Annotated in this window: 24 protein-coding genes, 1 tRNA gene and 1 riboswitch; of the genes, 12 read left to right on the top strand and 13 right to left on the bottom strand. The window is 62.1% G+C overall.

Going from position 1 to position 23,579, the window contains the following annotated elements; all coding sequences use genetic code 11:
* Window positions 1-58 precede the first annotated feature (58 nt).
* The 7 genes from pufB (at window position 59) to LPW30_RS10935 (ending at window position 6,383) form a co-directional block, all read left to right on the top strand.
* On the top strand, window positions 59-217 hold the full coding sequence (gene pufB, locus LPW30_RS10965; protein WP_025281025.1) for a light-harvesting antenna LH1, beta subunit: 159 nt from the start codon (window positions 59-61) through the stop codon (window positions 215-217).
* A 90-nt stretch (window positions 218-307) separates the two neighbouring features.
* Window positions 308-505 (top strand): light-harvesting antenna LH1, alpha subunit, encoded by a 198-nt coding sequence (pufA, locus tag LPW30_RS10960; RefSeq protein WP_025281947.1) that lies wholly within the window; start codon window positions 308-310, stop codon window positions 503-505.
* A gap of 151 nt (window positions 506-656) precedes the next feature.
* Window positions 657-1,481 (top strand): photosynthetic reaction center subunit L, encoded by an 825-nt coding sequence (gene pufL, locus LPW30_RS10955; protein ID WP_238625085.1) that lies wholly within the window; start codon window positions 657-659, stop codon window positions 1,479-1,481.
* 15 nt (window positions 1,482-1,496) lie between these two features.
* Window positions 1,497-2,471 carry a photosynthetic reaction center subunit M gene (gene pufM / locus LPW30_RS10950; protein ID WP_025281945.1) on the top strand — a complete coding sequence of 325 codons (975 nt, stop codon included), beginning with the start codon at window positions 1,497-1,499 and terminating at the stop codon, window positions 2,469-2,471.
* A 56-nt stretch (window positions 2,472-2,527) separates the two neighbouring features.
* Window positions 2,528-3,607 carry a photosynthetic reaction center cytochrome PufC gene (gene pufC / locus LPW30_RS10945; protein WP_239680870.1) on the top strand — a complete coding sequence of 360 codons (1,080 nt, stop codon included), beginning with the start codon at window positions 2,528-2,530 and terminating at the stop codon, window positions 3,605-3,607.
* 220 nt (window positions 3,608-3,827) lie between these two features.
* Entirely contained in the window at window positions 3,828-4,901 is a 1,074-nt protein-coding gene (locus LPW30_RS10940; protein WP_025281943.1) for an AI-2E family transporter, read from the top strand.
* 54 nt (window positions 4,902-4,955) lie between these two features.
* Window positions 4,956-6,383, top strand: a complete 1,428-nt coding sequence (locus LPW30_RS10935; RefSeq protein ID WP_239680869.1) for a mannose-1-phosphate guanylyltransferase/mannose-6-phosphate isomerase — start codon at window positions 4,956-4,958, stop codon at window positions 6,381-6,383.
* Window positions 6,384-6,441: 58 nt separating this feature from the next.
* On the opposite strand, the gene mfd is transcribed toward LPW30_RS10935, so the two are convergent.
* The 6 genes from mfd to LPW30_RS10905 all read right to left on the bottom strand — a co-directional run bounded on the left by mfd (window position 6,442) and on the right by LPW30_RS10905 (window position 12,782).
* Window positions 6,442-9,927, bottom strand: a complete 3,486-nt coding sequence (mfd, locus tag LPW30_RS10930) for a transcription-repair coupling factor (protein ID WP_239680868.1) — start codon at window positions 9,925-9,927, stop codon at window positions 6,442-6,444.
* Between the two features lie 121 nt (window positions 9,928-10,048).
* Window positions 10,049-10,255 carry a YgaP family membrane protein gene (locus LPW30_RS10925; protein WP_026623619.1) on the bottom strand — a complete coding sequence of 69 codons (207 nt, stop codon included), beginning with the start codon at window positions 10,253-10,255 and terminating at the stop codon, window positions 10,049-10,051.
* A 109-nt stretch (window positions 10,256-10,364) separates the two neighbouring features.
* A complete protein-coding gene (locus LPW30_RS10920) occupies window positions 10,365-11,243 on the bottom strand; it encodes a carbon-nitrogen hydrolase (protein WP_239680867.1) in 879 nt (292 codons plus the stop codon).
* Between the two features lie 29 nt (window positions 11,244-11,272).
* Window positions 11,273-11,692 carry a hypothetical protein gene (locus tag LPW30_RS10915; RefSeq protein WP_025281938.1) on the bottom strand — a complete coding sequence of 140 codons (420 nt, stop codon included), beginning with the start codon at window positions 11,690-11,692 and terminating at the stop codon, window positions 11,273-11,275.
* A 65-nt stretch (window positions 11,693-11,757) separates the two neighbouring features.
* A complete protein-coding gene (locus tag LPW30_RS10910) occupies window positions 11,758-12,609 on the bottom strand; it encodes a universal stress protein (protein ID WP_239680866.1) in 852 nt (283 codons plus the stop codon).
* 87 nt (window positions 12,610-12,696) lie between these two features.
* Window positions 12,697-12,782: transfer RNA gene (locus LPW30_RS10905), tRNA-Leu, on the bottom strand.
* A 158-nt stretch (window positions 12,783-12,940) separates the two neighbouring features.
* Between LPW30_RS10905 and LPW30_RS10900 the strand changes: the two genes are divergently transcribed.
* Window positions 12,941-13,642: a hypothetical protein gene (locus LPW30_RS10900; protein WP_025281936.1), complete on the top strand. Its 702-nt coding sequence runs from the start codon at window positions 12,941-12,943 to the stop codon at window positions 13,640-13,642.
* 41 nt (window positions 13,643-13,683) lie between these two features.
* On the opposite strand, the gene LPW30_RS10895 is transcribed toward LPW30_RS10900, so the two are convergent.
* Window positions 13,684-15,489 (bottom strand): sensor domain-containing protein, encoded by a 1,806-nt coding sequence (locus tag LPW30_RS10895; RefSeq protein WP_025281935.1) that lies wholly within the window; start codon window positions 15,487-15,489, stop codon window positions 13,684-13,686.
* 220 nt (window positions 15,490-15,709) lie between these two features.
* Here LPW30_RS10895 and LPW30_RS10890 point away from each other — a divergent pair, with 220 nt between their 5' ends.
* A complete protein-coding gene (locus tag LPW30_RS10890) occupies window positions 15,710-16,507 on the top strand; it encodes a transglutaminase family protein (RefSeq protein ID WP_239680865.1) in 798 nt (265 codons plus the stop codon).
* Between the two features lie 39 nt (window positions 16,508-16,546).
* On the opposite strand, the gene LPW30_RS10885 is transcribed toward LPW30_RS10890, so the two are convergent.
* The 4 genes from LPW30_RS10885 to bluB form a co-directional block, all read right to left on the bottom strand.
* Window positions 16,547-16,891, bottom strand: coding sequence for a hypothetical protein (locus LPW30_RS10885; RefSeq protein ID WP_239680864.1), 345 nt, complete (start codon window positions 16,889-16,891; stop codon window positions 16,547-16,549).
* 42 nt (window positions 16,892-16,933) lie between these two features.
* On the bottom strand, window positions 16,934-17,422 hold the full coding sequence (locus tag LPW30_RS10880) for a YaiI/YqxD family protein (RefSeq protein ID WP_025281932.1): 489 nt from the start codon (window positions 17,420-17,422) through the stop codon (window positions 16,934-16,936).
* A gap of 56 nt (window positions 17,423-17,478) precedes the next feature.
* Window positions 17,479-18,624, bottom strand: coding sequence for a DUF2235 domain-containing protein (locus LPW30_RS10875; RefSeq protein WP_239680863.1), 1,146 nt, complete (start codon window positions 18,622-18,624; stop codon window positions 17,479-17,481).
* 151 nt (window positions 18,625-18,775) lie between these two features.
* Window positions 18,776-19,528, bottom strand: a complete 753-nt coding sequence (gene bluB, locus LPW30_RS10870; protein WP_238625093.1) for a 5,6-dimethylbenzimidazole synthase — start codon at window positions 19,526-19,528, stop codon at window positions 18,776-18,778.
* A 49-nt stretch (window positions 19,529-19,577) separates the two neighbouring features.
* A riboswitch (cobalamin riboswitch) is annotated at window positions 19,578-19,779 on the bottom strand.
* 46 nt (window positions 19,780-19,825) lie between these two features.
* Between bluB and LPW30_RS10865 the strand changes: the two genes are divergently transcribed.
* A complete protein-coding gene (locus tag LPW30_RS10865) occupies window positions 19,826-20,467 on the top strand; it encodes an ABC transporter ATP-binding protein (protein ID WP_239680862.1) in 642 nt (213 codons plus the stop codon).
* Between the two features lie 2 nt (window positions 20,468-20,469).
* Window positions 20,470-21,261 (top strand): ABC transporter permease, encoded by a 792-nt coding sequence (locus LPW30_RS10860; RefSeq protein WP_025281928.1) that lies wholly within the window; start codon window positions 20,470-20,472, stop codon window positions 21,259-21,261.
* A gap of 31 nt (window positions 21,262-21,292) precedes the next feature.
* On the opposite strand, the gene LPW30_RS10855 is transcribed toward LPW30_RS10860, so the two are convergent.
* Window positions 21,293-22,474, bottom strand: a complete 1,182-nt coding sequence (locus LPW30_RS10855) for an MFS transporter (protein ID WP_239680861.1) — start codon at window positions 22,472-22,474, stop codon at window positions 21,293-21,295.
* Window positions 22,471-23,037: a TetR/AcrR family transcriptional regulator gene (locus LPW30_RS10850; RefSeq protein ID WP_239680860.1), complete on the bottom strand. Its 567-nt coding sequence runs from the start codon at window positions 23,035-23,037 to the stop codon at window positions 22,471-22,473. The genes LPW30_RS10855 and LPW30_RS10850 overlap by 4 nt, the downstream gene beginning before the upstream one ends.
* A gap of 189 nt (window positions 23,038-23,226) precedes the next feature.
* Here LPW30_RS10850 and LPW30_RS10845 point away from each other — a divergent pair, with 189 nt between their 5' ends.
* Window positions 23,227-23,553, top strand: a complete 327-nt coding sequence (locus tag LPW30_RS10845) for a hypothetical protein (RefSeq protein ID WP_025281926.1) — start codon at window positions 23,227-23,229, stop codon at window positions 23,551-23,553.
* Window positions 23,554-23,579: the final 26 nt, after the last annotated feature.

Genomic DNA, 23,579 nt, shown 5'->3' with positions numbered 1-23,579 from the left:
GTGATCGCGTTGAGTCAACGCGGTATTTGCCAATTAGGCTCATTTGGAGGGTATTTAAATGGTTGATGAAACGAAAGGTTCGCTCTCGGGGCTGAATGAAGAGGAGGCCATGGAGTTTCATGGCGTCTTCATGACCAGCATGATGGGCTTCCTGGCGGTTGCCGCTGTGGCCCACGTTCTGGCCTGGATGTGGCGTCCCTGGGGTGTGGCTTGGTAAGACGCTTCGCCTGAAAGGCGAATCGAGTCTTAAGCCGTACCTTTAGCGAAGCATTAAAAGCAGTTTCTTTCCAATATAGGAGATTTCAATATGTGGCGTGTTTGGCTGCTGTTCGATCCGCGCAGAGCGCTGGTTGCCCTGTTTGCGTTCCTGGCCGTGCTGGCTCTTCTGATCCACTTCATCCTGTTGAGCACCGAGCGCTTCAACTGGATGCACAGCGCCTCTCTGGTCGATACGACCGAGCAGGTTGCGGTGCAGGCTCAGACAGGCAAGTCAACCCTGGGCTGAAGACGTCTGATGCCCACGCTCCCGGGCGGGATAATGGCTGTGAAATATTCATCCCGCCCGGTATCTGGGCCAATACGTTGACCAGAGTGTTGAGAGTATAGGGCAGCGGCCGGAATCTCCGGCCGGTGCCTTCTGACCGGAGGTTCTAGGAATGTCCATGCTGAGCTTTGAGAAGAGATACCGCGTACGCGGGGGGACGTTGATTGGGGGCAATCTATTTGACTTCTGGGTAGGCCCATTCTACGTTGGTTTTTTTGGGGTGCTAACGGCCATCTTCGCAGCGCTGGGAACGCTGCTGATCGTCTGGGGCGCGGCGATGGGCCCAACCTGGAATATCTGGCAGATTAATATCGCCCCACCTGACTTGAGTTATGGCCTGGGTCTGGCTCCTCTTGCTGAGGGCGGCCTATGGCAATTCATTACCATCTGCGCCATCGGTGCGTTTGTCTCCTGGGCACTTCGCCAGGTAGAAATCTGTAACAAACTGGGCATGGGCTACCATGTGCCGATCGCGTTCGGTGTTGCGATCTTTGCCTATGTCGCGTTGGTGGTCATCCGCCCGGTTCTGCTGGGTGCCTGGGGTCATGGTTTCCCCTACGGGATCATGAGCCACCTGGACTGGGTGTCCAACGTCGGTTACCAGTTCCTGCACTTCCACTATAACCCGGCACACATGCTGGCCATCACCTTCTTCTTTACCACGGCCCTGGCCTTGTCGCTGCATGGCGGCTTGATCCTGTCCGTGACCAACCCGAAGAAGGGCGAGGCCGTCAAGACTCCCGAATACGAAGATACCTTCTTCCGTGACACCGTCGGCTACTCCATTGGCGCCCTTGGTGTGCATCGTCTGGGTCTCTTCCTGGCCTTGAATGCCGCTTTCTGGAGCGCCGTGTGCATCATTCTGAGTGGTCCCTTCTGGACCCGCAGCTGGCCGGAATGGTGGAACTGGTGGCTTAACCTTCCGATCTGGGCTTAATGTAAGGGGACCACAATGGCCGAATATCAAAATATATTCAATCGAGTGCAGGTCCAGGCGGAGCCTGAGGCCGGCGTCCCGCTGGAAAATGAACGGGAGCGAATCGGCAAGCCGATGCTGATGCATCTAGCCGGCCGGTTCGGAAACGCCCAAATTGGCCCCATCTATCTGGGTTATACGGGCCTGTTCTCGATCCTCTTTGGTTTGATCGCAATCCTGATCATTGGTTTCAACTTTTGGGCCCAGGTGAACTGGGATCCCGCGCAGTTTGTACGTCAACTGTTCTATCTGGGTCTGGAGCCGCCGCAGGCGGAGTATGGTCTGGGCATTGCGCCGCTGGCTGAAGGTGGCTGGTGGCAGATGGCAGGATTCTTCCTCACGGCTTCGATCCTGCTGTGGTGGGTACGTGTCTATCGTCGGGCACGGGCGCTGAACCTGGGCACGCATGTGGCCTGGGCGTTCGCGGCGGCGATCTTCCTGTATCTGTCCCTGGGCTTCTTCCGTCCGCTGTTGATGGGTGACTGGTCCGAAGCGGTTCCGTTCGGCATTTTCCCTCACCTGGACTGGACGACGGCCTTCTCCCTGAAGTACGGCAACCTGTACTACAACCCGTTCCACATGCTCTCCATTGCCTTCCTGTATGGCTCGGCGCTGCTGTTTGCCATGCATGGTGCAACGGTTCTGGCAGTGGGCCGGTACGGCGGTGAGCGCGAAATCGAGCAAATCACTGACCGCGGTACAGCTTCCGATCGTGCCGCTCTGTTCTGGCGCTGGACCATGGGCTTCAATGCCACCATGGAATCCATCCACCGCTGGGCCTGGTGGTTCGCCGTCCTGACCGTGATTACCGGCGGTATCGGCATTCTGCTCACGGGCACGGTGGTTGATAACTGGTACATGTGGGCGATTGATCACGGCGTCGCACCGTCGTATCCGAACATCTATCCGCCCGTCGAAGATCCAGCCATGCTTCAAGGGATGTCGCAATGAATACCATTACGCGCAAAACTGTGACAGTGGCAGCACTGACAGGTGCTGCACTCCTGGTGACTGGCTGTGAACTGCCAGTTGGAATTGAAACCGAGCAGAAGGGCTATCGCGGACTGGGCATGGAGCAGGTGACCAAGCGTCATCTGGAGGCCAGAAAGCGTGTTGACATGGTCATCCCGGATGCCGAACCGCCGGCAAGTGATGCTGGCCCGCGCGCTGGGGATATCTACTCCAGTGTGGAAGTGCTGGGCGATCTCAGCATTGCGGAGTTCAACCGCCTGATGAACGCGATCACCGCCTGGGTGTCGCCGGAACAGGGTTGTAACTACTGCCACGTGCCGGGTGACTTCGCGGATGAGAACATCTACACCAAGATTGTCTCCCGCAACATGCTCGAGATGACCAAGACCATCAACACCGAGTGGGATGCCCACGTGGGTGAAACGGGTGTGACGTGCTACACCTGCCACATGGGTCAGCCCGTGCCTGCGGAGATCTGGTTCGAGGACCCGGGCCCGAGACAGGCCGGTGGTGTGGCCGCGAGCCGGATGGGCCAGAACCTAGCTGGTCCGAATGTGGCCTCCACATCGCTGCCCAACGACGTGTTCAGTGCGTTCCTGGCGGATGATCCCAAGGATCTGCGTGTAACCCCGCGTTCCACGCTGCCCATGGGAGACAATCCCCATAACGTCATGGACGCCGAGTGGGGCTATGGTCTGATGATCCACATGTCCAAGGCGCTGGGTGCCAACTGCACGACCTGCCACAACACGAACAACTTCCCGGACTGGCAAACCAGCCCGCCGGAGCGTGTGACGGCATGGCACGGCCTCGAGATGGTTCGGGCGCTGAACGTGGACTATCTGGATCCGCTGCAGCCGGTGTATCCGGACACCCAGTTGGGCCCCCTGGGTGATGCACCCAAGACCAACTGCGCCACCTGCCACAACGGCCTGCAACTGCCTCTGGATGGGGCCAACATGTTGGCAGACTACCCCGAACTCAACCGCGTGCAGCGGCGTGAGGGCTGGGCACCTACAGAAGCCGATGCCGAGTTGAGCGAGACCCAAGTGGATCCCGACATCTCTGCGGATGACTTCGATGATGACGCAGCCGAGGAAGCGGCTGGTATCTAAGGTTGGAACGGGCTCAGGCCTGCTGAAAACCTGAAGCAGTATCACAGGGGACCCGCAAGGGTCCCTTGTGCGTTTTGGACAGCCCGGTTCGTGTTCAGCTCAGGTGGTGGCCCTGGGTGGGTGAATGAAGGGATTTTCCGGATGCAGTGCTTCCTGGGTTTGTGTATCGTTCAACAGATAAAATCTCCACTTCTCAAGCCTTCCAGGCGGCCATACGATCGTGATACCCGAGCGGTTCAGTAAATCCATACCCTTCTCCTCAAGCGAAAACCTCGGCACCTGGCACTGGTTGCTGGGCGCCGCTGCGGTCGTGGTCATCCTCGCCGGGCTCAGGGAGGTGAGCCACATACTCACGCCTTTCCTGCTAGCGGCATTCCTGGCCATCATCTCAGCACCGCCGCTCACCTGGATGGAACGCCGCGGAGTACCTGGTGCCCTGGCTGTGCTCATTCTCTTTCTTTGTGTGGGATTCACGTTCTTCCTGCTGTTTCTGGCCTTGAGGGGGGCGGCTGAAAACATGGCCAGTCAGGCGCCGCTTTACCAGGAGCGCCTGGAGCAGTGGTTGGTGGATCTGCGGGAGGCTTTCGAGGCAAGGGGCTTGCCGGTGGAGGCGTTACCGGAGGAGGTCTCCTTACCGGGAGCGGCGACGTTGACCAGTGCGGCTCGAGGGATTGCGGGGGGCTTGGGGGCGTTCACCGCGAGTACTTTCCTGGTCCTGCTGGCTTACATGTTTCTGTTGCTGGAGGAACGTACGCTGGCTGCCAAACTCAATGCGGCCTTCCCGGGGCGCCCTCGGGCCCGCGTTCGCATGCGCCGTTTCCTGCGGTCTGTGTATCGCTACCTGTTGATCAAGAGTGCGGCCAGCTTCACGACGGGCATTGTCATCTGGGCGGGCCTCGCGTTGATTGGGGTCGACTTCGCCGTGCTCTGGGGCATTCTGGCCGGTTTGCTGAATTTCATCCCCAATGTGGGTTCCATCATCGCGGCGGCGCCCGCGCTTTTGATCGCGTTGCTGGGGATGGGTATCCCCGAGGCGCTGATGGTGCTTGGCCTCTATGTAGCCGTGAACGTCACCATTGGCAGTGTTCTGGAGCCGCGTTTCATGGGGCGCACGCTGGGGTTGTCGCCGGTGATCGTGCTGGTGTCATTGCTGGTGTGGGGTTGGGTGTTCGGCCCGGTGGGGATGATATTGTCCATTCCGCTGACCATGATCGCCAAGTTGGCCTTGGAGGCGCAGCGGGATACCCGGTGGATTGGCATCATGATGAGTGACCGGGTGAGACGCGGTGACTGACAGGCGTCCCCATAACGGGTCTGGCGAGTAAAGCTCATAATTGGATGAATCAATATGGAGACCTCCGTGGGTATTGTTCCTGTGATCCTTTCCGGTGGCGCCGGTACGCGGCTGTGGCCCATGTCGCGCCAGCACTACCCCAAGCAGTTCTTACCCCTGACGGGTCAGGGTCAGACCATGCTTCAGGCGACACTGGAGCGACTGCCCAAGGACACTGCTCTGGTAGCCCCCGTTGTCGTGTGCAACGAAGCGCACCGCTTCCTGGTGGCCGAGCAATTGCGGCAGACGGGTGTGGACCCATGCCAGATCATCCTGGAGCCGGTGGGCCGCAATACCGCCCCGGCGGTGGCATTGGCGGCACTGGAGCAGACGGCGTCCGGGGGCGATCCGGTCATGGTGGTGATGCCTGCGGACCATCTGGTTGCCGATGTGGAGGCCTTTCAAAAGGCCCTGGATGAGGCCGTATCCCTGGCCGAGGACGGTGATCTGGTGACCTTTGGCGTGGTGCCCACCGAGCCCCATACAGGTTACGGGTATATCCTTGCGGATCACGTCAAGGATCGCTCTGGCGCGCCGGTGAAGGCGTTCGTGGAAAAACCTGATCGGTCCACTGCCGAGGACTATCTGGCCTCCGGAGATTATTACTGGAACAGTGGCATGTTCGTGTTTCGCGCCTCGGCGTATCTGGAGGAGCTTGAGCAGCATGCACCGGATATCCTGGAGGCCTGTCGTCGTGCCATGGAGGGCACGCAGGCAGATCTGGACTTTTTGCGGGTGGACCGGGAGGCCTTCGCCGCCTGTCGTTCCGAGTCCATCGACTATGCGGTGATGGAGAAAACACGCCGTGCGGTCATGGTACCCCTGGATGCCGGCTGGAGCGATGTGGGCTCCTGGGAGTCGCTATGGTCGGTGGGCAAGCAGAACGGGGATGGCAACGTGGCTGTGGGCGATGTGATGACGGTGGGTGCCCGCAATTGCTATGTGCACGGCAGTCATCGCCTGGTGGCGGCCGTGGGTGTGGAGGATCTGATCGTGGTGGAGACCTCCGATGCGGTGCTCGTGATGCACAAAGACCGCAGTCAGGATGTGAAAGAAGTGGTGGCACGCCTGAAGGCCGATGGTCGACAGGAATCGGAGAATCACCGCTGTGTGGCACGTCCCTGGGGAACCTACGAACAGATCGACATGGCCTCGCGTTTTCAGGTGAAGCGGATCACGGTGAAGCCGGGTGAGACCTTGTCACTGCAAATGCATTATCACCGGGCCGAACACTGGGTGGTGGTGAGGGGCACTGCACGCATCACCCGGGGCGAGGAGCAGTTCGTGCTCACGGAGAACCAGTCCACCTTCATCCCGCTGGGGGTGACGCATCGGCTGGAGAACCCGGGCAAGATCCCCCTGGAACTCATCGAGGTGCAGTCGGGGAGTTACCTGGGGGAGGATGATATTGTCCGGTTTGAAGATACCTACGGGCGGGCATGATTTGGGTCGCCCAACCCCTCTCCCGCAAGCGGGAGAGGGGTTGGGGTGAGGGCCGCGCTCAGGCCGCGGCATCCTGCTTGATCTGCAGCCGCCCCAGCAACTGGTTTACGCTCTCGACGCGCTGATCCAGACTCTCCATTTCGGCGTTGAAGCGCAACGTATCCTGGCCATCAAGACGGAAGCTTTCGGGCTGGGATTGCACCAGCTGGATCACGCTCATCGGGTCCACCGATGGGTTGGTGTGGAAGATCAGCCTGCCACCCTTGGGCCCGACTTCCAGTTTGCGCGCCCCCAGGGGCTGCAGCCTCAGCTTCAGCCGCGTGGCCTCCACCAGGTTCTTGGCCTGCGCCGGCAGCAGTCCGAAACGGTCCACCATCTCCACTTCCATCTCCCTGAGTTGGTCCGTGTCCTGGCAGGCAGACAGGCGCTTGTAGAGGATCAGGCGCGTGTGGATGTCGGGTACATAGTCATCGGGTAGCAGTGCCGGCAGACCCAGGTCCACCTCCGTGGTATCGGATGTGGTGTGATCCAGGTCGGGGACCTTGCCTTCCTTGAGGGCTTTGACAGCCCGGTCCAGCAGTTCGTTGTAAAGGGTGAAGCCGATCTCCTGGATTTGTCCACTCTGCTCGTCCCCCAGCAATTCGCCGGCACCCCGGATCTCCAGATCGTGGCTGGCCAGGGTGAAGCCGACCCCCAGGTCCTCCAGGGACTCGATGGCCTCCAGTCGTTTGACGGCATCCTTGGTCATGCCCGACGGATGCGGGGTGATCAGATAGGCATAGGCGCGATGGTGGCTACGTCCCACTCGCCCCCGCAACTGGTGCAGCTGGGACAGGCCCATCTTGTCGGCCCGGTTGATGATGATGGTATTGGCGGTGGGCACGTCGATGCCGGTTTCGATGATGGTGGTGCACACCAGAACGTTGTAGCGCCGGTGATAGAAATCCAGCATCACCTGTTCCAGTTCCCGCTCACGCATCTGGCCATGGGCAATGCCAATGGTGGCTGACGGGACCTGTTCCTGAAGCTCCCTTGCAGCCTTTTCGATGGTCTGAACCTCGTTGTGCAGGTAGTACACCTGCCCACCCCGGCGAATCTCCCGCAGACAGGCCTCCTGGATCAGGGCACTGTTCCACTGGCTGACGAAGGTCTTGATGGTCAGACGCTCCTCCGGCGGCGTGGCGATGATCGACAGATCACGCAGACCCGACAGGGCCATGTTCAGGGTCCGGGGAATGGGCGTGGCGGTGAGGGTGAGCATGTCCACCTCGGCTCGCAGGGACTTCAAACGCTCCTTGTGGCGGACCCCGAAGCGCTGTTCTTCATCAATGATCACCAGCCCCAGGTTCTTGAAGCGCAGGTTGCCCTGGATCAGCTTGTGAGTGCCGATGACGATGTCCACCCGGCCATCTTCAAGGCCCTTCATCACTTCCTGGTGCTGTTTCTGGGAACCGAAGCGGGACAGGGATTCGATGCGTACAGGCCAATCGGCGAAGCGGTCGCGGAAGTTCTGGTCATGCTGCTGGGCCAGCAGGGTGGTGGGCACGAGCACCGCCACCTGCTTGCCGCCCTGGATGGCCACAAAGGCCGCCCGCATGGCCACTTCGGTCTTGCCGAAGCCCACATCCCCGCAGACCACCCGGTCCATGGGACGCTCGGAGGCCATGTCGTCAAGCACGGCGTCGATGGCACTGAGCTGGTCCGGGGTTTCCTCGAACGGGAAGGCGGCGGCAAATGCAGTATATTCCGCGCCTCTTGCCTGGTAGGCATGGCCCTGGCGCGCCGCCCGGCGGGCATAGATGTCCAGGAGCTCTGCGGCCACGTCGCGGGCCTTTTCGGCTGCCTTGCGCCGGGCCTTCGACCAGGTTTCGGTTCCCAGCTTGTGCAGCGGGGCGTGTTCGGGGTCGGCCCCGGTGTAACGGCTCACCAGATGCAGCGAGGCCACCGGCACATAGAGTTTGTCGCCGCCCGCGTATTCCAGGGTGAGAAATTCCGTTTCCTGACCACCGGCGGTGATCTTCTGCAGGCCAAGGTAACGCCCCACGCCATGATCCTCATGGACCACGGGGGCGCCTGCGTGCAGGTCGGTGAGGTTGCGAACCACCGCGTCTGCATCCCGGGTGGGTTTGCGTCGACGACGTTCCTGGCGGGCCTTCTCCCCGAACAGCTCGGATTCGGTAAGTACCGCAATCCCCTCGCCGGGCAGGCAAAGGCCTGATTGCAAGGGGCCGATGGTGATGGCCGGTGAGGCATCTGACGCCAGAAATTCGGCCCAGGATTCCACGTGGTGCGGAATGATGCCGAAGGGTCGCAGGGTATCCAGCAGTACCTCTCGACGCCCGGGGGATTCCGCCATGAGCAGCACCCGGCCCGGGAAATCCTTGAAAAAGTCGTTGAGTGCCCTGGCAGGCTCGGCCTGGCGAGTCTGCAGGCGCAGGTCGCCGTGGGCATGGGCGTTGGCGTTGTGGGTGCTGGCCGGGCCGTTGTCCTCCAAGGGCTCGCTGGTCAGTTCCAGCGTGGGCCAGTCGCGCGTGCCGTTCGCTACGTCCTCAACACCGAGGAAGAGGCTATCGGGGGGGAGCAGGGGGCGTTCGCGGTCGTGACGGCGCTGTTCGTAACGATGGGCCACTTGATCGGCAAAGGCCTGTGCGGCAGCCAGGGTATCTCCGACGTGAACCGCCAGGGTATTGTCGGGCAGGTAGTCGAACAGGGTTTCCATCTGCTTGAAGAACAGCGGTAGATAGTACTCGATGCCCGCCGGAGCAGAACCCTGGCTCACCTCCCGATAGATGTGGCTGGCCTGGGGGTCTCCCTCGATCACGGTGCGGTAATGCTGGCGGAAGGCCTTGATGCCGGCCTCATTGAGAGGGAACTCATGGGCGGGCAGCAGGCGCACTTCCTGGATGGTTTCACGTGAGCGCTGGGTTTCCGGATCAAAGGTGCGGATGGTCTCGATCTCGTCGTCCAGCAGATCGATGCGATAGGGGGCGTCGCTGCCCATGGGGTAAACATCCATCAGGGCACCACGCACGGCGTATTCCCCGTGCTCCATCACCTGACTCACATGCTGATAGCCGGCCTGCTCGAAACCTTCCCTGAGTTTGTCCCGGTCGATTCGCTCACCCTGTTGCAGCATCAGACACTCCGATTGCAGCCAGGCTCGAGGGGGCAGGCGCTGCATGAGCGTGGTGACGGGAATGATCAGGGCGCCCCGTCTCAGGGCGGGCAGGTGGTAGAGCGTTTCCAGTCGCCGGGAGACGATGTCCTCGTGGGGAGAAAACACGTCGTAAGGCAGGGTTTCCCAATCGGGCAGGGACAGGGTCGGAAGATCCTCGCCGGCCAGGAAGAAATTCATCTCCTGTTCAAGACGCTCGGCAGTCTGCGTGTCTGGCGTGATGAGCAGAGAGACGCCACGGTGTCGACGAGCGGCTTCTGCGACGGCGAGCCACAGGGCGGAACCAGAAAGACCTCCCCACCGGGCCAAGTGGCCGGCGGTGGGGAGTTCAAGTGCTTCAAGCGGGTTGGACTTGCTGTTTTGTGGCATTCGGTATGCGTGTGGCCGGGGTGTGTTTCACTAGGCCGCCGATTATACCGTGCCCTTTTTATTTACGCGCCCGATCCCCGTAATCAGCGGATCGGGGTCCCCCGGTCAGCCTGAAGGCGAATCAGGCTTCTTTGTCGGGATCGGTGTTCATACCCAACAGGTTATAAGCCGGGCACCAACCAATGGTGGCGGTGGCCAGAGGGATCAGTCCCAGCCAGCCCCAAGGGGTTTGCGGGCCGACAAAAACCAGGGCCAGCAGCACCAGGCCCACGACGACACGAATCATGCGGTCGTTGGAACCCATGTTCTTCATTTCTTCAAAATTCATCTTTAAAACCTCCTCGGTTTGGTACAGCAACCCCTCACTCTACCGGGAAATGGGGGCCGTGTCGTTGATAAGATTGGAATCATCGCCCGAAATTCCGTCCGGGATCGGCTCAGTCATCCCGGTAGCGTTTGAGCAGGTCCTCATAGGCATCGATGCGTCGATCCCGGAGGAAGGGCCAGATACGCCGCACAGCCTCGCCCCGGGCCAGATCCACATCCACCAGCAGGCAGGCCTCCTCATCGGTGGAGGCCTGGTCCAGAAATTCCCCCTGCGGGCCGCAGACGAAACTGCTGCCCCAGAACCGGCTCCCGGCGCCGACGCCGGAGGGATCGGCCTCGAAACCCACCCGGTTGCAGGCGGCCACAGGCACACCATTGGCCACCGCATGGGCCCGCTGCACGGTGATCCATGCCTCCCGTTGGCGCGCCTGTTCCTCGGCATTGTCGTCCGGATCCCAGCCAATGGCTGTGGGATAGATCAACAACTCGGCGCCTGCCAGTGCCATGAGCCGAGCGGCTTCCGGGAACCACTGATCCCAGCAGACCAGCACCCCCAGCCGGCCCACGGAGGTGTCCACGGGATGAAAGCCCAGGTCGCCAGGGGTGAAGTAGAACTTTTCGTAATACCCCGGATCATCGGGGATGTGCATCTTGCGGTAGCGTCCGACCAGGCGGCCATCGCTGTCGAGCACCACGGCGGTGTTGTGATAGAGACCGGCAGCACGACGCTCGAACAGCGAGCCGACGATCACCACGCCCAGTTCCGCCGCCAGTTCCGAGAGGGTCTGCGTGGTGGGGCCGGGGATGGGTTCGGCCAGATCGAAGATTCCGGTGTCCTCCGTCTGGCAGAAATAGGGGCCCGTATGCAATTCCTGCAGGATGACCAATCGGGCCCCCTGCTCGGCTGCCCGGCGGATGCCCGCCAGGCTCTTGTCCAGGTTGGCCTGGGTGTCATCGGTATTGGATTGTTGAATGAGTGCAATACGCATGATGTGGGGTCTGCGGGTTTCAGGAGAGATCAGAGCCGGCGTCGGAAGCTGCGCACGGCCAGGTAAAAGTGAAAACAGGCCAGCAACATCAGGCCCAGACTGACGAGGAAGATCCCGCCATACGCCCCGAACAGCATCAGAATCCCCAGGGTCATCAGGCAGGCGCCGGTGGCGCCCTGGATGATGAGGCTGTTGATGGGGCCGGCGTTCCAGGTGGACATGGTCAGGAACCACCAGCCCATGGGGATGCCTGGCGCAGAAAACAGCAGTACGAGTTGCCGGGGCACGCCCCCCAGGTAGCCCACGCCGATGTAGATGCCCAGCCCGGCCACCATCAGCAGGCCCACACCCACGGCAGCAATCCGGTAGGTGGGCTGACGGGAACGCAGCCAGGGACGTCTGGCTGGCCGTGGATAATCGCTGGAAGATGGTTTCTTGACGGGTGGCATTGGATTCCTGCCGGGACAGGCTTCTGATCCCGGTCCAAGGGGGGCTTGGGGATGGGTGTCGGGTGTCAGCGCAGGATCAGCAGCGGTATGCGGCATGTCTTGAGCATTCGCGTGGTCGTGCTGCCCACGAAGAATTGTCGGACCTTGGAATGCCCGAACGCCCCCATGAGCAGTAACTGGATGTCATGCTCCTCCAGGTAGTCAGTCACGGACGCTTCCACCGGGCCAGGGCGCAACGCTGCCTGCATGGAAAAGCCCTTACGCTCCAGCATGCTCTGCGCTGCGTGGATCGTGGCGCGGTTGTCGGCGGTATCCTTGCCCACCATGAGCAGGTGGCCCGGCAGCCCTTTCAGGAGCTGGCTTTGCGCCACCCGGGCCACCACCTTGTTGGCAGCGTCACTGCCGTCGTAGGCAATCAGGAACCGTTCCGGGGGAGCGTAATGCTCGGGAACGATCAGGAGTTTGGGACCCAGGGTGCGGATCATGGTCTCCAGATGGCTACCCACGTGCCGCATGTCGTCCCCGGAGTCATTTCCCCTGCGGCCCACCACCACCAGGCGGGCCTCGCTCTGCAGTTCCCTGAGCACCTGAGCGATGTCTCCCTGGCGCAGCAGATTGCCGGGCTCCAGGATACCCTGGCGCATCAGGCGGTCCGCAGCATCATTCAAAATGGCCTGCCCCTGTTTATTCAACAGCTGTCGTCTGGTCTGTTCTGCCTGCTCCAGCTCACCGTGGAGCGCTTCGCGGTGTCCCAGGGTCAACTCCTCGCGGACCTGTTGGGTTGTGGCGGTCTCCGGCGGTGTGCTCACATGTAGCAGCATGACAGGGAGGTCCATGCGTCGGCTCGCCCAGGCCGCGTAATCACAGACGGACGGAGAAGCACGGGAGCCGTCGACACAGGCAATGACGTTGTTCATCTGGGATCACCTCCAGCACATCGGTCGGCGGCGGGCGGGACAGGTGCCTGCCGCCGTGATATCCATTTGGACTGATCCGATGGAATATGGTGCCCGGAGCCGGACTCGAACCGGCACGGCCTGGGGCCGAGGGATTTTAAATCCCTTGCGTCTACCAATTTCGCCACCCGGGCGGGATGATTGCGGGCGCTGTGCCATGTTCTACTGGTGCGCCGGCAGGTGGCAGTATAACGGCCCCGCCAGAGCGGTCAAAGCAATGGGCTTAAGCCGGGGCCTCCGATGCCGCTATCCTGAAGTGAGTGTCCTTCATGACTGATCAAGGAAAAACAAGATGAGTGCCAAATCCGAGAGCTTGATGAGGCTGGTGGCCCTGACCCGCGGCAGCGAGGAGGTGGGTCCGCTGCTGGCGGATTATGTGCAGCGAAAGTACCACGTCAAGGATATATCCTCCTTCATCTCCGGCGATGTGGAGGGCGTTGACGACAAGGAAGCCCTGTATGAGCAGTGGGCGCAGTGGATCGAGAATGGTGAGCTGGATCGATTCGTCATTGATGAGCCTCCCGAGGGCAACGACGATGCCGATGACAGCCAGCCCTTTCAGGACCCTGAAGAAGCCCTGCTGGACATGGTGGGTTCCGAGCCCGAGCGCCGCTCGGCACCCACCCCGCTGCACCCCGGGATGATCCCTGAAGCGGCACCCGAGCCCGAGCCGGAGCCGACGCCTGATCCAGAGCCTGTCCCGGAGCCAGAACCGACGCCCAACCCGGAACCGACCCCGGAGCCAGAGCCGACCATGACACAGCAGGACCCACAGGAGGAGGCCCATATGGCCGCAGAGCCGGAGAACACACCGCCATCCGAGAGCCTCGCCGAGGCTCGAGCACCCACCGGAAGCCTGGACGCGATGGTGGCATCCATGATCAGCGATCGTCTGGAGGCGTTGCCGCCGCCGGAGTCGCCCATCTCGGAGGAGCGCATCCGGGAAATCGTCCGCGAGGAGGTGCGCTCAATGCTGCGCAACATGCTGTCGTAGGCGGTGTCTGGCCATGAGAAAGGCCTTGCGTGGCGCAGGCTTCAGCGATGGAAGCAATACCGGTTGCGTCCCGCCTGCTTGGCCTGATACATGGCGTGGTCGGCTTGTCGCAGCAGACCATCCGGTTCCACGGGCGTTGACTGGGGGTAGAAGCTCACGCCGATGCTTACCGAAATGGATGCTTCGCCATGGAGGTTTGAATCGCACAGGCCCTTGCAGGCCCCGAGGATGCGTTCCAGCACGGGCTGGGCATCCGCCGGGGTTTTCAGGTCCAGCAGGATACCGGCGAACTCGTCCCCGCCGATACGCGCCAGGGTGTCTTGCTGGCGCAGGCAGGCGTTGAACCGCGTCCCTGCCTGTACCAGCAGGGCGTCCCCGGCGGAATGGCCGAGTAGGTCGTTGACCTGCTTGAAGCCGTCCAGGTCCAGATAGATCACTGCCAGCAGACCGTCTGAGCGATCGGTCATGGCCATGGCCTGGTGCAGGCGGTCCTGAAACACCGCCCGGTTGGGAAGTCCCGTGAGCAGGTCGTGACTGGCATTGTGCTCCAGTTGGGCCTGCAGGGCCTTGCGTTCAGTGATGTCCGAAAAAACGACCACGAAGTGCCGGGTCTGCCCGGAAGTGTCCGGAACCGCACGGATCGTGGTCTGGGCTGCGAACAGGGAGCCATCCTTGCGGCGGTTCCAGAGTTCGCCTTCCCATTGGCCGGTGGCGAGCAGCATTTCCCAAAGCTGGGTAAAGAACGGCTGATCATGCTGATCCGACCTGAGCAGTCCTGGGTTCTGGCCGACAGCTTCCCCGGCGGTGTATCCGGTGAGCAGGGTGAAGGCCGGGTTGGTTTCCAGGATGATGCCATCGGCATCAGTCACGAAAATGGCATCCCCCGCGGCCCTGAAGACAGTGTCACTCAGCACCAGGCGGCCCTGTTGGCGTGTCTGCTCGATAGCCAGGCGGGTCAGGTTTGAGAAGGCTTGTACGGTCTGGATCTCATGTTCATCGGGGCTGCCGGGATCATCCCGGTAGGTGGCGAAGGTAGCGATGACCTGGCCCTGGGAGTCCAGGATCGGCTCGGACCAGCAAGCCCCAATCCCTGCTTCCCGCACGGCATTGGCCAGTGTTTCCCAAAAGGGGTGGGTGGTCACATCATCAATGATCACTCGTTGCAGGGTGGCTGCGGCCGTGCCGCAGGACCCGACCCCCTCGGCGATGGCCAGTCCATCGCAGGTGATGTTGTATTCCATGGGTAGGCTGGGTGCGGCGCCCAGCAGCAGGAGCTGGTTTTCCTCGTCCACCAGCTGAATGGCTGCCCGCCGGTTGGACAGCAGTCTCTCGATACCCTCGGCGATGGTGCGCAGGATATCGCGCAGGGGGGCATGCTCCAGCACTTGCTCAAGTACCTGACTGTGCACCCGGTTGGTGAGCTCCGCCTCCTTTCGACGGGTCACATCCAGACAATGGCCGATATACCCCAGGAAGGCGCCATCCGCCCCGTAGCGAGGCTGGCCATCGTCCTGAATCCAGCGGAACTCACCGCTGTGGTGACGCAGTCGATAGTCCATGCTGAAGGGTTGTCGCCGCTCGAAGGCTTCGGTGTAGATCGCGATACAGTCATCCAGATCCGCCGGGTGGACCCCCTCGGTCCAGCCTGCGCCCCGTTCCTGATCCATGGTGCGACCCGTAAATGCCAGCCAGACGCGGTTGAACCAGTCACACTGCATATCCAGGCCAGAGGTCCAGATCAGCGCCTGGCCGGCGTCGGCCAGGGCACGAAACCGCTCCTCATCCCCTCGGGGAGGCTCCGGGGATGACGTCTTGGCATCGTTTTGAGGGGGGAGCGATTCGGTCATGGCGCCTGCCGGTATTCGAGATTCTGGGGCGTGATCAGGACGCGCCAGTGGACGCTCAAGGGGTGAGGGCAAGAATGTAGCATGTTAACGAGATTTCGCCCTCGTGGCGGCGTAAACTGCGACGAGAGGGCGGTAAACCGGATAGGTGCGCGGCGTCACGGCGTCCCCCTGTGAGGGGGAGGCTTGAATATTTTTGGCAACGACCCTGGGAGGTCGATCTATGTGGTTGCGGGTGGGTTGTACCCTTGAGATGGACTTTCAGGTGGAGAGTCCCATGTTGTTGCTCATGCGACCGCGTAGCGATGCGCACCAGTGGGTGGCCCAGGACCGCTACACTGTGTCGCCCGGCATGCCGATCATCGAATATACCGATATGTACGGCAATCTTTGGCAACGTTTGACGGCGCCGCCCGGGCACTTCCAGGTACAGGTGCAGTCAGATGTGCGCGTGCCCCCCAGACTGGATCGGGTGCCGGGAGCGCCCTTTGTGCTGGTGCAGGACTTGCCGGATCACACGCTCATGTATCTGACGCCCAGCCGCTATTGCGACTCCGATCGCCTGGGGCAGCAGGCTGCGCAAATCGTGCGTGGCAAGATTCCCGGTTACGACCAGGTGGAGGCCATTGCCCGCTGGACCCATGAGCACATGACGTATCTCACCGACTCCGATCCCACTCCCATCTCGGCCCAGGAGGCCATCGAACGGGGCAACGGGGTATGCCGCGACTTTGCCCACATCGGGGTCGCCCTATGTCGAAGCCTGAGTATCCCGGCGCGCTATGTGGTGGGCTATCGGTACCGGTTGGTGCCCATGGACCTGCATGCCTGGTTCGAGGCGTACGTGGGTGGCCAGTGGTTCACCTTCGACCCCACCCAGTCCGAGCCTGAGGCGGGGCGGGTGCGGCTGGGCTACGGTCGGGATGCCTCGGATGTGCCTGTGTTCAACCAGTTTGGTCCACTGGTGATTCCCTCGCGCATGGATGTGTCTGTTGAAGAGATTGATGGCCTGATCCCTTGAGCTGCCCCTTGACCTGAAGGGAGCAGGGAGCAGATCGGTTCACTCCAAGGGTTCTACCTGCTGCAGGCGCAGACTGCGCCCTTCCTCGGGGGCGTAATGGAAACGGCCGGTTACCTTGACGGTTTCCCCCAGGTGGGGGGCAATCAAGTCGTCGGGTTCCACGGCCACACGGCGCAGTTGCTCATCCTCGATCCAGTAGTGCGAGGGTTCCTCCAGATGGCGCACCACCCCCTGGGTGGTGATCAACTGGCCGTCATGACTGGCGGGTTGGGAGGCCAGCACCATCAGCGGCACTTCCGAGGCGGTTTCCTCGCCGCCGCAGGCGGACAGCATCACCCAGGTGGTGGCGGCAGCGATCATTGTCAGGGTACGGGCGAATTTCATCAGAACTCCTTTGCATGGGGAATGCCGTGGTACGGCATCGGGTCAGGCACGGGTGTTTCGCTGCAGCCAACGATCCAGTTGATTGGCAAAGGCCTGCCGGTCGCTCTGGCTGAGGGCTGGAGGGCCGCCGGTATCGACGCCGCTTGCCCGCAGGGTGTCCATGAAGTCCCTCATTTGCAAGCGTTGGCGGATGGTGTCCTGGGTGTATGACTCACCGCGCGGGTTGAGCGCCTGGCCCTGTTTGTCCAGTACCTGTGAGGCCAGGGGGATGTCGGCGGTGATGACCAGATCTCCCGGTGACACCAGACGAACGATTTCATCATCGGCCACGTCATAGCCGGCACCCACCTGCATCGTCTTGATGAAGGGCGAACGCGGCACCTGGATGAACTGGTTGGCCACCAGTGTGACAGGGATCCGTGTGCGCTGTGCCGCACGAAACAGGATCTCCTTGATCACCACGGGGCAGGCATCCGCGTCCACCCAGATGCGGGGGCCGGGGTCATGTGAGGTGGGTTTGGCAGAAGTCATTGCCCCAGTATAACCACATGAATCACTTCTCTGCCCCCGGTCAGGCCGCGAGGGCCCTAACGGGTGTTCACGGCATCCATCGGTTCCAGCAGCTCTCCCTGGTCGTTCACCAGGTTCGCGGGCCGATAGGGGGACTGCTCCGGGGGTAGTTGCGCGCTCTGCTGGATGCGATCCAGGGTGGCCTGGTGGATCATGGCGTTCCGTGCCATGCCCAGACCAGCCCGATGCCGGGCCTGAGCACCGATGAGGCGTGGGCGGTTGTCGTCGATCCATGGCCAGTAGGCGGTGAGCTTGTATTGGAGATTCAGGGAATCATGGGCCGGGGCAAAGGGGTTGGGAGACAGCCATTCATCCATCACATCATCCTCCATGTGCAGCCCCAGCGCCTGGGCTTCGCGCAACATCCACAGGAAAGGCACATCGGCCAGGGCCTTGTTGTCGTAGCCGCCGCCCACATCGGAATGAACGCCAGGGAACCAGGCCTGCACCACTTGCTGTTCCACTGTGCTGCCATCAAATCGCCGTGCCTGGGGCGGGGTTCTATCCGGCATCGTCCAGAGGGTGGGCTTGAAAGGGCCACGTTGCTCGTCGATGGCCATGGCGTGAAATGCGTTCTCCACCAGGGGGCCCAGCGTGGTGTCATGGAAGTTGACCCGTCGTCCCCCCTGGGCAAACGAGGCCAGCGTAGGGATAGGTACACCCAGGGCACCGACCGTGTCGAAAACCCCCAGCATGCGCACGCTCAGGGTCTCTTCCGGATGACGCGTGATGCGCTGGAGTCGACGGTGTTGGCGGCTTTGCAGCCTTCGTTCGGGGGGTGCCCGGTAGTAATCCATGGCCAGATCCGTGTCGTCCCGATGTTGCCTGCAGAAGAGGCCGGATGTGCCGATCATCCCGCAAAGAGACCGCGCCGTGTAGGCACCTCGCGAAAAACCGAAACAGAAGATCTCATCACCGGGTTCGTAATGCTCCACCAACCAGTTGTAGGCCCGTTGCAGGTTTTCATTGAGTCCGAAACCAAAGGCCCCACCGCGAAAACGGGTCCATCGCGAGGAGCCCACGCCGGGTACGTATTCCTTGAGTTGATAGGCATCGTTGGCGGGCGCCTCGGAAATCATCCTGAACAGGCGGAAGATATGGGTCTCGTTTTCTTCCTTGGCCCAGGTGCCGTCGCAACAGACCACAAGGCGTTTTCTTGTCATCTTGGTTCATCCCCACGCAGTCGGCCCGAGCGGCCCTACCATGAGCGTAGCAGGGGATTCACGAACGGTGAGGTCTTGCACGGGCCGAATGCCGTCGGCACCCGCAGGGGCGCCGACGGAGGCGAGCACAGGGTGAGCGGGAGCGCAGGCCCTAAAGCGGGACTTCGGAGCGGCTTGCCCTGGCCTGGCATGCCTGGACGGCCTTGACCAGTTCGTCGTCCTCGGCAGGGGCATGCCCCCAGCCATCCACATGGATCAATTGCTCCAGCGGTAACCGGGGACGCCAGCCGGCGGCTTCCAGTTCGGGCTTGTCATGGAAGTGGCTGACCCGGCCAATGCATAAATAGGCCACGGGGACGATCTCATCGGGCAGATTCAGTACCTGTCGGATGTCTTCGGGCCGGAAGATGCTCACCCAGCCCACGCCCAGCCCCTCGCTGCGTGCCGCCAGCCACAGGTTCTGCACGGCGCAGACCACGCTGTACAGGTCCATCCGATGGTCGTGGGTGCGACCGATCACCACCGGGCCGGCGCGGTCCCGGTCGCAGGTGATGCACAGATTGATGGGCGCATCCAGGATGCCTTCCAGGCGCAGGCTGCGATACGTCTCCTGCTTTTCGCCTTCGAACATCCCTGCTGCCTCCTCATTGGCGCGGGTGAAGGCCTGATGGGCCCGATGCTTGATCTGTGGGTCCTTGACGACCACAAAGCTCCAGGGCTGCATGTAGCCCACCGAGGGTGCAAAATGGGCCGCGGTCAGGATGCGGGCCAGCATGTCATCGGGCACCGGGTCGGGCAGGAATTGCCCCCGCACGTCTCTCCGGCAGAGCATGTTGCGATAGATGGCCTTGCGTTCGGCCTCGTTGAAGCGGTGTTGATCAGGTGTTGAATCACCAGCCTGCATGTTGTTCCCCTTGTTCAAGCAGGTGGGACGGCAGCCCGGCCTTGCTGCCGTGCAAAGAAACTGTCGGGCCGGTCTTCTGACTCGGGTTCGTCCCGCGCGGACGCCTTCCCGCCCATGGCAGTGGCTCGATGTCTGCGCGATCCCCCTCACAGCGCTGGGCGCGTTGCGGACTCGGTGATCCTTGATCGATCACCCCACCGCATTCCCGATTCTCCCGTGGACGAACGGGCACCCGACAGCGGGTTGATGAATTTTCGGGCACAGTATAGCGGATCGTTCGTCCGGTATACTGTGGTGATGGATGCCCCCACCTACGCCGTCACCGCTGACCCCTTGCTGAAACTGACGGGTTTGCAATCCGATCATGTAGGGCCGGTCGATCTGGAACTGGCGCCTGGGGCGTTGCTGCTCATTGCCGGGCCCTCCGGCGCGGGCAAGTCGCTGCTACTTCGGGCCATTGCCGATCTGGACCCCCATCGTGGTCAGGTGTGGTTGGCCGGCCAGCCGCGGGCCACCATCCCTCCGGCCTTATGGCGGCGTCAGGTAGGGTATCTGCCGGCAGATCCCGTGTGGTGGGCGGACACCGTGGATGAGCATCTCACGGGGGTGCAGGACGACTGGCTGCAGCAGTTGGGATTCACCCCGGAGGTGCGCCAATGGGAGGTGGAACGTCTCTCCAGCGGCGAGCGTCAGCGCCTGGCGCTGGCAAGGATGCTGGGCAACGGCCCGAGGGTGCTGCTCCTGGATGAGGCCACGGCCAACCTGGATCCTGAAAACACCCTGCGCATGGAAGCGCTGGTCATGGGGTATGTGAGGGAACGGGAAGCCGGGGTCATCTGGGTCAGCCATGATCACGAGCAGCGCGACAGGCTGGGTGGCCGTTTGCTGATGATGGATCAGGGGCGGCTGGCCGACCCGGCAATGGCATCGAGGTCCTGAGCATGGATGTGATCTACCTTTCTCCCTGGGATCTGAGTATTGCCGCTCTGCTGGTGATTGCCCTGGCGGTCCTGACGAGCCGCGTGGGCATGGGGCTTTCCCGAAGCCTGCTGGTGGCGGCGGCACGCACGGTGATCCAGTTGCTGCTCATTGGTCTGGTACTCACCACCCTGTTCGAACACGCAGCCCTGTACTGGGTGGCCCTCATGGCGCTGATCATGCTGCTGGTGGCGGGGCGCGAGGTCATGGCGCGCCAGGCCCGGCGGTTTCGGGGCTGGTGGGGATACGGCATTGGCACACTGGCCATGTTCACCTCGGCCTTCACGGCCACCATCCTGGCCCTCACGGTCATCATCAGCCCGGCCCCCTGGTGGGAGCCCCAGTACGCCATCCCGTTGCTGGGCATGCTGCTGGGCAACACCATGACGGGCATCGCCCTGGGGCTGGACCGTCTCACCACCACGGCCTGGCAACAGCGGCGCACCATCGAGGGGCGCCTGATCCTGGGGCAGACCTGGTCGGAATCCATTCAGGATATCCGCCGCGATGCGGCCCGCAGTGGCCTCATGCCCATCATCAATGCCATGGCCGCCGCCGGTATTGTCAGTCTGCCAGGCATGATGACCGGCCAGATCCTTGCCGGCACACCGCCCATGGAGGCGGTGAAATATCAGATTCTGGTCATGTTTCTGATCACCGCCGGCACGGGTTTTGGCACCCTGGGCGCGATCTGGCTGGGGGCCCGGCGCCTGTTTGATGAACGCGAGCGGCTGCGACTGGATCGGCTGGCCTGACAGAAGCGATGCGTCTTCGGGGGGCGGCGATTCAAGGGGTCTGACCCACCGCCGTGCCGCGTTCATTCAATAACCACGAGAACAGCCAGGCGACACTCACGCCCACGATGGCGAAGAGCATGAAGGTGGTCACATGGCCTTGGGTGTCCACCAGCCAGCCGGCCAATGGGGAGCCGGCCACCTGGCCCAGGGACGTGGCCAGCAGCGGCATGACCGGACCGAGGGCCGGCGCCTGGTCCATGATCTGGATGCTCCGGACCAGGTAGAAGCCGGTAAGGATCATGTATCCGACGCCAAACAGGGCTGCGGATGTCAGGGCCAGCGCGAAACTTCCGGGATTCAGGGCCAGCAACCCGATGGCGGCTGCCATCACGGTGAGTCCGCCAGCATGGCTGAGTGCCGGCCCGAAGCGAGAAATGAGATCACCGGCGGTGAATCCCGCCATTCCACCCAGCCCCACCGCCAGCCACATCCAGGCGGTCTGGCTGGACACCAGTCCGCCAGAAGTGATCACTGCGTCGGGGGCAAATACCCAGTAGGCCGCGCTGACCAACCCCATGGCGAAGGCCATGCCACTCAACCGGCTGATCGCAAGCCACTGCATCCAGTGTATGGGCGGGGTGGTGGTGTGATCGCTCGACCGGGAAGCGGGACGTGCATCCCGGGGCAGATAGACCAGGGCCGCCAGGACGCCCACAGCGGCCAGAGCCGCAAAGCCCACGTAGGCGCTACGCCAGGCCTCTGCCCAGATCAATACGGCGGGCATGGCAAGGGCGATGCCCAGGCTGGTGCCCGCGTTGATGGTGGCATTGACCCTGCCGCGAAGGTGGGAGGGCACCACGCGGTGAACCGCTTGCGCCATGACCGGCGAGGACAGCCCGGTGCTGATACCGCAGATCAGCACACCTGCAGCCAGAAATAGCGCTGAAGGTGCCTGGGAAATGGTCAGCAGCCCCAGCGTGGCGAGCCCGGCGGCCGTGACCGCCCCGCGACGGACCCCGAGTCGGCGCGTTATCCAGGGGGCCACGACGATGGCGAAGGCAAAGCTTAAAAAGGGCAGGGAGCCGATCACGCCCGCCATGGTGGGTGTGATGGTCAGTTCCTGACGCATTTCGGGCAAAAAGAGCCCGAACACGAAGCGAGCCAGGCCGTAGGTGATGGCAATGATGCCGCCGCCCAGTGTGGCCATGCCGAGGGGAGATAAGGGTTTCATTCAGTTTTGCCTTGGGCTGCTGAGAGCAGGGTGTCCGTCAGTGCTTGCGTATCCGCCAGGGCCGTATGTGTGCCCTGCAGGGCAACGGCCGTGTTACTGCCTTCCAGCACCATGAAAAGCTGTCGCGCCAGGCCTTCCTGGTGATCCAGCCCGTCGCGGGCCAGGCTGGCCTCGAGGTGCGCCAGCAGGTCGGTCTTGGCGGCAACTGCCAGCGCATGAATCTCGGTGCTGTGCTCGGCGAACTCGCCCATCGCCTTGACCATGATGCAGCCATGCGGACTGTGGTCTTCCAGCCAACGACCATGGGCATCCACCAGGGCCCGGGTCACCTGGCCCGGCACCGCGGAGGCCGTTGCCGTATCGAGGCTGGCCATGAAGCGTTCATGACGCGTCGCCAGCACGGCGGCCACCAGGGCCTCTTTGGAGGCAAAGTGGTTGTAGAGCGTCATGCGCACGACCCCGGCGGCCGCGACGATGCGGTCGATCCCCGTGGCATGAAAGCCCTCCTCATAGAAGAGTTGCTCGGCCGTGGCGAGCAGTTGGTCGCGTTTGGAGGCTGGCATGGGGTGTCCGTATATAGATGGATCGGTCTATATAAAGATGAGGCCTCCATCCCACGGTTGTCAAGCGCCCTTTATTTCTTATGACCATTTTTGGATTGTGTTTTTAGAACCTTATAGAACATGATGCGGTCCGAATAACTGATCAAGGCGTCATCAATCATCCGCATTTTTCAGCAGGAGGGCAGGGCCATGCTTTGGGTAGCTGTTTGCGTATCGCTCGTGACGATCCTGGTGGGCGTGTGGTCGGCCTCCCTGTCAGCCCGGTCGGCGGATATGACTGCCGCCGCCGTATCGAGAAATGACTTTTGGGTGCGTGTGCTGGGCGTGTCGCTCACGCTCTTCATCGCAGAGCGCATGTTTCGCGTGGAGCAGGCGGGTTTGATCCTGGGCTTCGTGGTCTGGTGGGTCGCTCTGAACCCTATTGTCGCCTTCATCTCCATCTTCGCGGTCATGGGTTTGAGGCAGATGGTGATCGCGATTGTCGAGCCGGAAGACCCGGATGCCGGTTCGGCCTGATGGCCGATACCTCACTTTCCGCCCGG

Source organism: Ectothiorhodospira variabilis (genome assembly GCF_022227625.1).
Classification (GTDB): Bacteria; Pseudomonadota; Gammaproteobacteria; order Ectothiorhodospirales; family Ectothiorhodospiraceae; genus Ectothiorhodospira; species Ectothiorhodospira haloalkaliphila.
Note: the sequence above shows the minus strand (reverse complement) of the source record. Positions and strands in the feature narration are given on the sequence as shown.